Annotated in this window: 10 protein-coding genes and 1 pseudogene; 7 read left to right on the top strand and 4 right to left on the bottom strand. The window is 44.8% G+C overall.

Annotated features, from left to right (window positions below; translation table 11 throughout):
• The 4 genes and pseudogenes from VTH8203_RS04565 to udp all read left to right on the top strand — a co-directional run.
• Positions 1-151, top strand: a 151-nt coding sequence (locus VTH8203_RS04565) for a transposase (protein ID WP_208617716.1), incomplete at its 5' end; no start/stop codon positions are given.
• Between the two features lie 54 nt (positions 152-205).
• Positions 206-538, top strand: a pseudogene (locus VTH8203_RS04560) (MATE family efflux transporter); the annotation flags it as partial.
• 70 nt (positions 539-608) lie between these two features.
• Entirely contained in the window at positions 609-2924 is a 2316-nt protein-coding gene (locus tag VTH8203_RS04555) for a zinc/cadmium/mercury/lead-transporting ATPase (protein WP_096992593.1), read from the top strand.
• Positions 2925-3177: 253 nt separating this feature from the next.
• Positions 3178-3936: a uridine phosphorylase gene (gene udp, locus VTH8203_RS04550; RefSeq protein ID WP_096992592.1), complete on the top strand. Its 759-nt coding sequence runs from the start codon at positions 3178-3180 to the stop codon at positions 3934-3936.
• 67 nt (positions 3937-4003) lie between these two features.
• On the opposite strand, the gene VTH8203_RS04545 is transcribed toward udp, so the two are convergent.
• The 3 genes from VTH8203_RS04545 to VTH8203_RS04540 form a co-directional block, all read right to left on the bottom strand.
• Positions 4004-4909, bottom strand: a complete 906-nt coding sequence (locus VTH8203_RS04545; RefSeq protein ID WP_244181145.1) for an MFS transporter — start codon at positions 4907-4909, stop codon at positions 4004-4006.
• Between the two features lie 17 nt (positions 4910-4926).
• Positions 4927-5175, bottom strand: coding sequence for a hypothetical protein (locus tag VTH8203_RS24955; RefSeq protein WP_244181144.1), 249 nt, complete (start codon positions 5173-5175; stop codon positions 4927-4929).
• A gap of 648 nt (positions 5176-5823) precedes the next feature.
• Positions 5824-7350 (bottom strand): diaminopimelate decarboxylase family protein, encoded by a 1527-nt coding sequence (locus VTH8203_RS04540; RefSeq protein ID WP_096992591.1) that lies wholly within the window; start codon positions 7348-7350, stop codon positions 5824-5826.
• Between the two features lie 683 nt (positions 7351-8033).
• On the opposite strand from VTH8203_RS04540, the gene VTH8203_RS04535 reads away from it, so the two are divergent.
• The 3 genes from VTH8203_RS04535 to VTH8203_RS04525 all read left to right on the top strand — a co-directional run bounded on the left by VTH8203_RS04535 (position 8034) and on the right by VTH8203_RS04525 (position 11527).
• Positions 8034-8969, top strand: a complete 936-nt coding sequence (locus VTH8203_RS04535) for a bifunctional enoyl-CoA hydratase/phosphate acetyltransferase (protein WP_096992590.1) — start codon at positions 8034-8036, stop codon at positions 8967-8969.
• A 36-nt stretch (positions 8970-9005) separates the two neighbouring features.
• Positions 9006-10070 (top strand): butyrate kinase, encoded by a 1065-nt coding sequence (gene buk / locus VTH8203_RS04530; RefSeq protein ID WP_096992589.1) that lies wholly within the window; start codon positions 9006-9008, stop codon positions 10068-10070.
• An 80-nt stretch (positions 10071-10150) separates the two neighbouring features.
• The gene (locus VTH8203_RS04525) at positions 10151-11527 is read left to right on the top strand and encodes an aldehyde dehydrogenase (RefSeq protein ID WP_006072975.1); all 1377 of its coding nucleotides are present in this window, start codon (positions 10151-10153) and stop codon (positions 11525-11527) included.
• Between the two features lie 74 nt (positions 11528-11601).
• Here the strand turns inward: VTH8203_RS04525 and VTH8203_RS04520 are convergent, their stop codons facing one another.
• Positions 11602-12483, bottom strand: coding sequence for a LysR family transcriptional regulator (locus tag VTH8203_RS04520; protein ID WP_096992588.1), 882 nt, complete (start codon positions 12481-12483; stop codon positions 11602-11604).
• Positions 12484-12502 lie beyond the last annotated feature (19 nt).

The raw sequence follows: 12502 nt of genomic DNA, 5'->3' as shown, positions 1-12502 counted from the left end.
GGTAAAACGTAACTTTACTGGGAGAAAATTCTGGGCAAGAGGTTACTGTGTTAGCACAGTAGGACTCGATGAACAGATGATTCGTGAATACATACGTAATCAGGAGTCGGAAGAAAAACGCCAAGAGCAGTTGCGACTCTCGGGCTTATAAAACATAGCCCCTTCTAGGGGCTTTCATCATACTACCGGTTTCACCGGTAGTTTTGATTTGGGTAAGCCACTGTATTCTACCGCACTTAATCTGAGCAAAGCGACATTAGGTACTTTGCCATTTGTGTACTTAGGCTCATTATGGTTTGGTGCGTTGGGCGTCTTGTATGGACAAGCGGTGGGTAATATCGTGTTTGGGGTGTTAGGTTACATTGTTCTTAAATTCCATATCTCTGAACTGCGTAAGACTGGCGAATGTCAAAGTACAGAAGAGGACCCAAGTTTGGTTTGTGTTAACTCTCAACCATTCAGTACAACAGACCCGGTTATGATTAATGATGTGTCGAAAGTTGAGGAGCAGTTAGAGTCGCCAACACTATCAGGGTAAAATTCTTCTTGACCTTGGAGCTAGCTCCAAGGTTTACACTTGGGATGTAGGATAAGCAAAGGAGAATCCCATGTGTACAAAACATAAAGCGTGCAGCTCACAATCTATCAACGCAATTCGTCCCGCGGGTGATGCGTGCAACGCGCCAAAAATCGCACAAGTAACGGCCATTTCTAGCGAGCAATCTGCTGATTGTTGCGAATCAGAAAGTAGTTGTTGTGCGTCGGAGCCAGATGAACCTGCCGCTTCCTGCGGGAAAACTGAATCTGATTCTGGACTATTAAAATCTTGGAAAGTTGTTGGGATGGACTGCCCTGCATGCGCCAGAAAAGTGGAGTCAGCAACCAATAAATTAGCTGGGGTGGTGAGCTCTAAAGTTCTGTTTGCCACTGAAAAGCTGGTGGTTCGAGTCAACGATGCTGCGTTATTTACTCAAGTTGAAGCAGCCGTTATTGATGCTGGCTTTACTCTGAACGCTCTAGATGGCAGCACCAATAATGCAGCACCGCAAGACCAACTAACAGGCTGGAAAAAAACCTTAAAAGACAACTTTCATATCCTTGCTATCTCTACAGGTATGGCGATCGCTGCTGCGTTTAAAGGCAGCTTGCCGCAGTTAAGCGAATGGCTATTCACGCTTACATGTATTCTTGGTCTTATCCCTATTGCCTCAAAGGCATTGAAACTTGCCAAATCTGGTACTCCTTTTGCCATTGAAACACTAATGAGTGTGGCGGCGATTGGTGCTCTGTATCTCGGTGAAACGGTAGAAGCAGCAATGGTTCTGTTACTGTTTCTTATCGGTGAGCGATTGGAAGCGTTTGCTGCTTCGAGAGCGCGCAGTGGTGTCCAAGCGCTAATGTCCCTGGTTCCAGAAGAAGCTACAGTGATTGTAGATGGTGTGCGTCAAACCAAGAGTGCATCGGCACTTGTGCCCGGTGACATTATCGAAGTTGCACCTGGTGATCGTATGCCAGCCGACGGTTCGTTATTGGATGCTAACGCCAGTTTTGATGAAAGTGCATTGACAGGCGAATCGCTCCCTGTCGAACGCCATGTCGGTGAGACTGTTATGGCTGGCGCGGTACTGGCGGACAAAGTAGTACGACTCACGGTTACGTCCAAACAGGGTGAAAACGCTATTGACCGCATTCTTCACCTCATAGAAGAAGCGGAATCGAGAAAAGCGCCAATCGAGCGATTCTTAGACAAATTCAGTCGTTGGTACACACCATTAATGATGTTGGTTTCGCTACTAGTAATTATCACGCCGCCTCTTATGTTTGCACAGCCATGGGAAACCTGGGTGTATCGTGGTTTAGCGTTACTGCTAATCGCTTGTCCTTGTGCGCTTGTGATTTCAACACCAGCAGCGATTACGTCAGGCCTAGCCGCGGCAACAAGACGTGGTGCACTGATTAAAGGCGGCGCAGCGTTAGAGCAGTTAGGCAACGTTCAAGCCATTGCATTTGATAAAACGGGTACACTGACGTTAGGTAAACCTCATGTCACTGACGTAGTAGTGACAGCAGATTTGGATACTGAGCAAGTGTTGGCGCTATCTGGCGCGATTGAACAAGGTTCAAATCACCCTTTAGCAACTTCATTGATTAAGTACGTAGAGCAGCGTGGCATTACTATTCCAGAAGCCCAAGAGAAAAAAGCACTGGTTGGTGTTGGTATCGAAGGTATTGTTGATGGTAGTAATTGGATATTAAGCGCACCATCTAAAGTCACTTTTGACATCGCTGACGAGGTGATGGATAAAGTAGTTGAGCTGGAAAATGGCGGCAAAACGGTGGTGGTACTGGCAACAGAAAACACGGTGAAAGGCATCATCGCATGGCAAGATGAAGTTAGAGCGGATACCGCAGAAGCGGTGGAAAAACTCGCTAAGCTCGGTATCGATACCATCATGTTGACGGGTGATAATGAGCGAAGTGCACATGCGATAGCAACGCCGTTGGGTATGGATTATAAAGCAAGTTTGTTGCCCGCAGATAAAGTCACCTTTGTTAACGAGCTAGCTCAAGGTCGTCGCGTCGCTATGGTTGGCGATGGCATCAACGATGCACCTGCGATGAAAGCGGCCAATATTGGTATTGCTATGGGTGGGGGGACAGATGTTGCGTTGGAAACGGCTGATGCAGCTCTGACTCATAACCGCTTGAGTGAGCTTCCTGTGATGATCGAGCTCTCAAGAGCAACACTCAGTAACATTAAGCAAAATGTTACGTTAGCATTAGGTTTAAAAGGCATATTCTTAGTCACTAGTCTTTTAGGTATTACAGGGTTATGGGTTGCCGTCTTGGCAGATAGTGGCGCTACTGCCATCGTGACCCTCAACGCACTGAGATTACTGCGTCATAAATCTAAATTTGATTGAATGTAGTACTCAGCTTCGCTGTATTTATAAATAATCCAATCAATAAACCGCCCCTCTGTAGGGCGGTTTATTTGTGAACAGTAAAGCGTTATTCGTGTAATTTATAGACCGATACGACAATAAAGTGTGATGCAAACCGTTTTTATTTGAAATACTGATGCTGTTACATTGGTAAAGTGTGATCTGTGTACGTTTATGTTGGGCGTGATCTTATAAGCTTTACCACATATCCAAGAGACAAAAGGAGTCCCCCATGTCCCAAGCTGTTTTCCATCTCGGAGTAAATACAGAAGATCTACAAGGCGCTACGCTAGCGATTATTCCAGGTGACCCAGCTCGAGTTCAAAAGATCGCTGAGTTAATGGATGAGCCGGAGTTTTTGGCTAGCCAACGTGAATACACAGTATACCGTGCAAAACTAGACGGTAAGACGGTTGTGGTGTGTTCTACAGGTATTGGTGGTCCATCAACGTCTATCGCTGTTGAAGAACTGGCTCAACTGGGCGTTCGCACTTTCTTGCGTGTTGGTACTACTGGTGCGATCCAATCTGATGTTAACGTTGGCGATATGATTGTCACGACGGCTTCTGTTCGCCTCGATGGTGCAAGCTTGCACTTTGCTCCTATGGAATTCCCTGCGGTAGCCGATTTCGATGTCGCAACGGCAATGAAAGAAGCGGCAATTGAAGCGGGTTCTACAGTGCATACTGGTGTAACGGCATCAAGTGACACTTTCTACCCTGGTCAAGAGCGTTACGATACCTTCTCAGGCCGTGTTGTTCGTCGTTTCCAAGGTTCTATGGAAGAGTGGCAACAAATGGGCGTACTGAACTTCGAAATGGAGTCGGCAACGCTACTGACTATGTGTGCAAGTTCTGGTCTTAAAGCTGGCTGTGTTGCCGGTGTTATCATCAACCGTACTCAGAAAGAAACGCCTGATCATGATACGTTGAAGCAAGCGGAAACTCGCTCTATCAAAGTGGTCGTAGAGGCTGCTCGCAAGCTTCTTTAAGCATTGATTCAAATAGAAAAGCCTCCTGTTATGGAGGCTTTTTTTTAGTCAAAAATCGCCGAATTTTCTAAGCATGTTTTGTCGAGGCTTGGTGTTTTGCTGCTTTGTTGTCACGAGTGACGGCCCAAATACATACAAAAGCAACTGTTGTTAGTACACCAATGGCGACGGGTAATGCGCTCCAGCTAAACGATTCGACAGTAAAGCCGCTTATCGCGCTACCAGTTGCAAAACCGATGGAAATGAAGAACATCATTAGCCCTTGCGTATAACCAGCGCCAACTCTTGTTAAGCGGGAAGCGACGGCTGGAGAACACATGTCTGTTACTGTTATGCCTTGTAAATAAATTATGACTAACGCAACTGGGAAAATAATGGTCGGTATGAGTTGGAACTCTGCAATAAAGTAAAGTGCTGCAACAACCACAATGGACGCTACTGTACACAGCCTAAATAGTGCTGCTGGACCAAATTTAGCTGAGAAGCGCTCGGCCATAACGACGACGATTAACCCTAGTACTGCAGATATTGATAGGCTGGTGGCGGATACTGCTTCAGATACCGAGAACGCATTTTTCATTAAGTTTGGGAATTGAGCTTGAAACGCGCCTTGACCTGCGCATAGCGCCGCGACAGCAAAAAGGAATAGACCGAATTTAGAAAGCAGCACACTCAACAGATTCACTTTTTGTTGCGACTCAGCTTTCGTAGCTTCTTCGCGAGCTTTTGCGGTATCAAGCACTCGCTGACCAGCCTGTTTATTGGTCATAAAGGTGATCACAGCTAAAACAGTGACGGTGCCCATCATAGTGTAAAAGCTTGTTTCATAGCCAAAACCACCATCTGTTAACGCTGCTAACACGCCACCGCCAATCAAAGTGCTGATAATAGCGGCTTGTGCCATTCGACCCAGCTTGAGAGCTTCAGTTTTATTGTCATAACCGGCGAAAGCGATAAAGACGGGGTTTAACATTAATAATGTTGCAGAACCTAGACCAAAGAAAATAGAGCCAATCGGTGCGCTTTATATTTGTCTGCGAGTAAGCCAATAATAGGAGCTGCAAGACCAGCTACACCGAAGAAGCCCATTGCTAAGCCTGCATTGGCAAAACTGCCGGTTCGCTCTGCGACAAACGCAGGCATTACGATCAGGATAAATACAAGTTGGACAAAGCCATAAGCAAGGTGAGCGGAGAACCAAAGCTCAATCCCCAGTTTATTACATAGTTTTTTTAGCATAATCAATCTGCGTTTCCCATTTAGCTTCCCCCGTTAAGTCGAAAGAAAATAAAATTTCAAACCGCATCCTTCTAATTCATATTTCAGCCATCGTGGCTGCATTCACACTGATAAGTTTTCAAAAAGTGAAGCATTAAAATTGATAAGATGATTCTGTTAAAAATATTATTAACAAAAAATAACTTATTGGGTTGATAGTCATTCACTTGATAACTGTTACTTAAGTTAGCTAAAGATACTCCTTTTGGATATACCTTAAATAGGTACAAAGTAGCGTTATATATTGCGCTATGTCTCAATGTTATTTTCCTAAAATAGTGTCGATAATTAATTGCAAATAGCCTTCTTTATTTGTTAGTGATAATGTTTTTGAAATGTTAATTTGTATAAGTTGTTTTCAATTCTAGGCATTGGCTTTATCTATATAATATTTAGTTGGATTAAAGTAAGTTCTATTAAATTGGCAGATGGGAGAGTGGGTTGATTTTAATTGATGGAAAAATTTAACCTAATAGAGAAGTATATCTAGGCATTAATTAATTATTTGAAGGAAGTATAGGTAATAAAAAGGCTTAGCAACAAGCTAAGCCTTTAAATATAAAACCTCATATGATAATTAAGAGGCTTCTGTTCCCGATATGTTAAAGCTTATGCTTTCGCGGTTCTCTTTTTAGTGATTTCTGCTTTGGCCTTCTTAAAACGTTCTGGAAGGATTTGAGTAGCGAATACATCCTCAACCGTTTCTGCACGCTTAATGAGTTCAGCTTGACCGTCTTTAACAAGTACGGTTGCTGGACGTGGCAGTGAGTTAAACTGACTCGCTTGAGATTCAGCGTAGTGACCCACATCCATAATTGCTAGCACGTCTTTTGGCTCTAGTGCAGGCATCGTTGCACCGCTTTCCCAGATTGATGGGATACAGATAGGGCCAGCGATTTCAGTTGTTTTCTTAACAAGAGGTTGTGTCATCTTGTTTGCTGGTAGCACAGGGTTTTTCGACTCTTGTGACTCCACTAGCGTTGCTAGGTAAGTCGACGCATCAACCATGGTGTAAGTGTAATCCATCTCTTGGTCGTCTTTTACGACGTATACAGATGTCAGTAGAGTACCAATGTTACCTGCAATGTAACGGCCAGGTTCTAGCCATAATTGTGGAACTTCGAAGCCTTCTTTAGTGAACTCTTCTAGCATACCTTCACAGACGATTTTTGCGTAGTCTTCGATAGTGTTGGAGTTCATCATATGTTCTTTGCTACGACACTCTGGCTCACGTTCACGAGGCCAACCACCACCTAGGTCCACTTGGAAAGGTTGTACACCACATTCACGAGAGATCTCGATTACGTTACGTGCATACTCACGGTATAGCGCATCCCAACCTTCAGGCTGCTTAGAGAAGCGACCTAGGTGAGTATGGAAGCCGTAGAATTCGAAGATATCGATTTCTTTAACGCGGTTGATGATTTTCTTCGCTTCTTCTTTAAGTAGACCGAATTTAATCCACTTCATCGCACCGATAAAGTTAGGGAACGGGTAGGCGTCTGGTTCAAAGTCGTTGAAGAAATCTTCAGGGATGACTTTTAGGCGAACAGCGATACGTACTTTTTCAGCAGGTTTTACTTCGCGAGCGATACGCTCAACGATCTCGATCTCTTCGTAAGAATCTAGGTGGATAGCGTAGCCGTATTCAATGGCTTTGCGGATGGCAAGCTCAGGTTTCACTGTACCGTTTAGTGCGATAGTTTTTGGATCAGCGCCCGCAATGTGAGTCGCTTCAACTTCACCGGGACCGAAACAGTCGCCACCAACACCTTCCTCATTACAGATAGCGCGAACCGCAAAGTTTGTGTTCGATTTGATAGCAAACATAACGTTTACAGGTTTTGGCCAGTAGTTCCCGAAGGCGTTTTTCACACGGCGTAAGTTACCACGCAGTGTGTCTTCGCTTAGAACGAATAGCGGGCTGCCGTATTGCTCAATAAGGTCAGTCGCTTTACAACCACCAATCAATAGATCGTCGCCCTGTGTGGTTAACTCGTCAGTTGGAGTCAATAGGTTGTTTAGACGCTCAGCGTAGTTTTGGTTCGCTTTGTGCTCTGCAAGTAGTTGTTTTTGTTCTTCAAGAACAACGCTAAGGTTGTTTACACTTTCTTCTAAGCGGTTTTGAATTGTCATCTTCGACCCTTACTATTTAGTCAATGATTATCATGAAGTTACATTCGATTTATTGACTGAGTTTTGGACTCTACAAAGGCTCGAATGCGGTATTGATTTGTTGCTGTTGAGTATATTCTTGGACGTTATCCCCAAGCACATCACTCAGCGTCAAAAAAACTTACGCTAGCGAAAAATAACAACTTGCATCAGGAAGCAAAATCATTCCTCTGGTGAATGACTGTGGCTTTCTGACTTTGGTGTTGAAGTGGTTATTAGAGCGTGACAATCCATAAATGCCACTAATAAAGGCAATAACCAGTAATTGTTACCTATTCGTTCTAAAGTAAATTACTCGGTTACTTTGTCCTGTTACCTAAGGCTAGGACAGTAAAAAGTCTATTTTTCTACGCGAAAATATAAGTTGTTTTTGTGATGAAGATCGCCAGTTATAGCCCTGGTTGATACTTCATTGTTTTAATTATTCATCGTCAAATCATTGTTACCGTAAAACGGTCAAAAAACCTGACTCTGAGTGAAGTTTATTTCGACGATACCTGAGATAGATTAATTCCATCCTTTGAAAGGGTTAAAAATAGTCTCAATTTATTGCTCCATAATAATTGATTACTCCCTTTGATGAATATTTATCGAAGATAAAAAGAAGGTTGTTTCCTTCTTCTTAATTAAAAGGTATCGCCCCTATGTACAATAAAGATTTCTTTATTCAGCAAGCTAAAAAGTTCGGCAAGAAACAACGTATGGTTGTTGCGGCAGCGCACGATGATGCAACGCTTGATGCAGCAAATAATGCATTCCAAGAAGGCATGGCAGACGTCATTCTTGTTGGTGAGCGCGCGTTAATTAACGAAGCAGCGGCGAAAGCAAATGTTGACCTAGCCAACTTTGAGATCATCGAAACCGACGGTCTTGAAGCAATTGCAACCGCATCAGTTGCAGCTATTGCAGAAGGTAAAGGCGACCTACTAATGAAGGGTCTTATTGACACTTCTGTTCTACTTAAAGAAGTCCTAAAGAAAGAGCACGGCCTTCGTACTGGTAATGTACTTAGCCATGCTGGCGTTCTATTCAAAGAAGGTGGCGACAGCTTCCACGTATTTACTGACGCAGCGATGAACATCATGCCTACGCTTGAGCAAAAAGCGGGCATCATCAAAAACGCTGTAAGCCTAGCGCACTCTGTAGGTATCGAAGAGCCTAAAGTCGCTAATCTATGTGCGAAAGAGAAGCCATACGACAAGATGCCAGCGACGATGGACGCGGCAGCGCTTCAAAAAATGAACCAAAACGGTGAAATCGAAGGTTGTATCGTTTCTGGTCCTATCTCTCTAGATATCGCGGTATCTCAGTACGCTGCAAACTTAAAAGGTTATGAGTCTCCAGTAGCGGGCAACGCCGATATCCTAATGGTTCCAAACATCGAAGTAGGCAACGTGTTTGCGAAAGCACTTCAGTATATGGCTGGCTTTAGCATGGCGGGTGTTCTACTTGGTGCTCGTATTCCTGTTGTTCTTGTGTCTCGCGCTGACGGCGAAGCAGAGAAGACCGTCTCTATCGCGCTTGCTTGTTCTGTTGCTGCAATGAGCCAACAGAAAACCGCCGCAGAAGTGTCTGCTTAATTATAAATAGCAATAACTAAATTAGGTTTATAAGTGATGAAAATTCTAGCGATCAACCCTGGATCTACCTCTACAAAAATCGGTGTTTTCGAAGGCACTACTGAGCTGTTCGAGAAAACACTACGTCACAGTGCTGAAGAGTTGGCACCGTTTGGTGCGGTTGTTGCTCACCAGAAAGCATTCCGTAAAGAAGCGATCCTAGCGGCACTAAAAGAAGCTGGTGTTAAAGCGTCTGAACTCGGTGCTATTGCATGTCGCGGCGGTGTTCTTAAGCCAATCGCTGGTGGTACTTACAAGGTTGACGATAATGTCATTGCTGACCTTCTTGAAGCACAAATTCAACACCCAGCAAGTCTCGCAGGCATCATCGGTAAAGAGATTGCAGACGAGAACGGTATTGAAGCGTTCTTCACTGACGCGCCAGTGACTTATGAGTTATCTGAGCTAGCGGCTTTCTCTGGTCACAAAGCCATTAAACGCAAAGGTCGTTTCCATGCGCTTAACCAGAAAGCAATCGCTCGTCAGTTTGCTGAGCAGCAAGGTAAGAAATACCAAGACGTGAACGTTATCGTGTGTCACATGGGTGGCGGTATCACTGTTGGTGCTCACATGGGCGGTCGTACTGTTGACGTAAACGACGCGGTTTCTGAAGGCCCTTTCACGCCTGAGCGCTCTGGTGAACTGCCAACTCGTGAGCTAATCGACATCTGCTTCAGCGGTGAGTACACGCATGCCGAGATGAAAGCATTTATCCAAGGTAAAGGTGGTGCTTTTAGCTACACAGGTAGCATTGATATGCGTGAAATCGAAGAGAAAGCGGAAGCAGGCGACGCTGAGTTCAAACTCGTCACTGATGCAATGGCCTACCAAGTGTCTAAGCAAATCGCGGCAATGGGCGCGGTATTCGGTGGTGAGAAAGTTGATGGAATCCTGCTAACAGGTGGTATCGCCTACAGCAAATACATCACGGCTGAAATCACTAAGCGCGTAGAGTTCATTGCTCCGGTAACTAAGTTCCCAGGTGAAGTTGAACTAGAAGCATTAGTACTAGGCACACTGCGTGTGGCTAACGGCGAAGAAGCGGCGAAAACATACGCTTAATGAATTAAAGATTAGGGCAGGTCATGAACCTGCTCTGTAGAAGTGGCTCGCCACTGAATACTTTACAGAAGGTAATTAAAATGTCATTCGATATCAATAACGCACAAGGTGTATTCGAAACTGTTGAAGCAGCAATCGAAGCAACTCACAAAGCTCAAGTTGAATTCTACGCTAACTCTACCAAAGAAGGCCGTGAAGCTATCCTTACTGCTATCCGTGGTGCGGTTCTAGCTAAAGCTGAAGACTTCGCGAAAATGGTTCGTGAAGAAACGAAACTAGGTCGTGTTGAAGACAAGATCGCTAAGCACCAGCTAACTGCTGCTAAGACTCCGGGCACTGAAGTTCTAGAAACTAAAGTATGGTCTGGTGACAACGGTATCTCTCTAGAAGAGCGTGCACCATACGGTGTTATCGGTGCGGTTACTCCTGTAACTAACCCAACTGAAACTATCGTTAACAACGCTATCTCTATGCTAGCGTCTGGTAACGCGGTAACGTTCAACGTTCACCCATCTTCAAAAGTTGTTTCTGCGGTAATGATCGACATGATCAATAAGACTATCGTTGCAGCAGGCGGCCCAGCTAACCTAGTTACTATGGTAAAAGAGCCTACGCTAGAAACTCTTAACGAAATCGCTAAGTCTCCACTAGTAAACATGCTAGTAGGTACTGGTGGCCCAGGTCTAGTGAAAGCAATCCTACAATCTGGTAAGAAAGGTGTAGGCGCTGGTGCTGGTAACCCACCTGTAATCGTAGACGCTTCTGCTAACCTAGACCTAGCTGCGGCAGGCGTTTACGGCGGTGCATCTTTCGATAACAACCTACTATGTATCGGTGAGAAAGAAGTATTCGTAGAAGATTCAGTAGCTGACGAGTTCCTAGCTAAGCTAGAAGCAACTGGTGCTTACGTTCTTTCTGCAGAAGAAGCTGAGAAGCTAACTGCACAAATCCTAACTATGGATGAAATCGACGGTGCTAAGCCATGTACTGCGCAAGAAATTGCTCGCGTATGGCACCCAGTTAAGCAACACGTTGGTCAAGATGCTGGTGAGATCCTTAAGTCTATCGGCGTTGAGTCTGAGACTCGTCTAGCGGTTATGGTTGTTGAGAACGATCACCCACTAGTACACGTTGAGCAAATGATGCCAGTACTTCCAGTTGTTCGTTGTGCGAACATCGACGAAGCTATCGAGCGCGCTGTTGCAGCTGAGCGTGGTAATAAGCACTCTGCATGTATCTACTCTGGCAACATCGAGAACGTAACTAAGTTCGGTCGTGCTATTAACACAACTATCTTCGCACACAACGGTCCAACACTATCTGGTGTAGGTTACAACGCTGAAGGTACTTCAACGTTCACAATCGCTGGTCCAACTGGTGAAGGTATTACAAACGCGTACTCGTTCACTCGTGCACGTCGTTTCGCAATCGCTCAAGGCGGTCTGCGCATCGTTTAATCGATTTACTCCAATCGAGAAACGAAAAAGCCGAAGCATTTGCTTCGGCTTTTCTCGTTTATGAAAGTGGATAGTTAAAACAAGTCGTAGATACCTTCTTCGATGCCATCGATCAGTGCTTGTCTTGTTTCTACCGCATGATCGTTCGGACGTGACATCTCGCCAAAGCTCTCAAAATACATGCCGTTCGGATGCTTCACGACCACTAAATGTTCTTGGCGTAACTCTTGTTTTACTAGTGTCTCAGGAATGATCGCCCAACCTAAATTATCGATAACCGCATCCAATACTTCTTGGTAATTAGAAAAGCTCATTGTACTACTCGAAATGGGGCGAAAGTCTTGATGGATCTCTTCAAATAGGTGAGACAGCACGATTTGCCGATGGGCACTAATGTCGGTACTGGTGACGTTGGTGAGTTTAGCCAATTCATGCTTAGGGGAACATACCGCCATCATTCGAATACGATGCAGAGCACGAACCTTAACTTGTGGGTCATCCCCAGAGCTAAAGACCAAACCATAGCCAAGATCTACGTGATTTTCACGAACGAGTGTCGGGATATCGGCACTGGAGGCTTTGATGACGGTCAGGGAGACATGTGGAAATTCATCAGACAAAGCAACAAGTTGTTTGCGCCAGAATGAAGACGCTAGTGTGTCGTCATAGGCGATGCGTATTTTGTCACTGTCGCCTTGTCGAAACTGCTCGGCTTTTGAGTACAGACTCTCGGCCATATTGAGGATGTTTCGACAATCGGGCAGTAGAGCGCTTCCCGCATCATTCAATACCAGACGATTACGAGTCCGTTCAAACAGTTCTACACCAAGTTCATCTTCTAAACTGGATAGCGCCATGCTTAGTGAGGTGCGCGTTTTACCCATAATATTGGCAACTTTGGTTAATGAACCATGCTCTGCAGTTAACGCAAACACTCTCAGTTTGGTGAGATTCATAAGGCAAACTCCTACCTTA

This window comes from Vibrio thalassae, from assembly GCF_900089835.1.
Taxonomy (GTDB): domain Bacteria; phylum Pseudomonadota; class Gammaproteobacteria; order Enterobacterales; family Vibrionaceae; genus Vibrio; species Vibrio thalassae.
The sequence above is the reverse complement of the archived record's forward strand: the minus strand, read 5'-3'. Positions and strand labels throughout refer to the sequence as shown.

What these genes read in the sequence shown, in the direction of transcription:
- VTH8203_RS04555 (WP_096992593.1), top strand. Translation starts at nt 609, where the DNA reads ATGTGTACAAAACATAAAGCGTGCAGCTCACAATCTATCAACGCAATT.
- udp (WP_096992592.1), top strand. Translation starts at nt 3,178, where the DNA reads ATGTCCCAAGCTGTTTTCCATCTCGGAGTAAATACAGAAGATCTACAA.
- VTH8203_RS04545 (WP_244181145.1), bottom strand. Translation starts at nt 4,909, where the DNA reads ATGTTAAACCCCGTCTTTATCGCTTTCGCCGGTTATGACAATAAAACT.
- VTH8203_RS24955 (WP_244181144.1), bottom strand. Translation starts at nt 5,175, where the DNA reads ATGCTAAAAAAACTATGTAATAAACTGGGGATTGAGCTTTGGTTCTCC.
- VTH8203_RS04540 (WP_096992591.1), bottom strand. Translation starts at nt 7,350, where the DNA reads ATGACAATTCAAAACCGCTTAGAAGAAAGTGTAAACAACCTTAGCGTT.
- VTH8203_RS04535 (WP_096992590.1), top strand. Translation starts at nt 8,034, where the DNA reads ATGTACAATAAAGATTTCTTTATTCAGCAAGCTAAAAAGTTCGGCAAG.
- buk (WP_096992589.1), top strand. Translation starts at nt 9,006, where the DNA reads ATGAAAATTCTAGCGATCAACCCTGGATCTACCTCTACAAAAATCGGT.
- VTH8203_RS04525 (WP_006072975.1), top strand. Translation starts at nt 10,151, where the DNA reads ATGTCATTCGATATCAATAACGCACAAGGTGTATTCGAAACTGTTGAA.
- VTH8203_RS04520 (WP_096992588.1), bottom strand. Translation starts at nt 12,483, where the DNA reads ATGAATCTCACCAAACTGAGAGTGTTTGCGTTAACTGCAGAGCATGGT.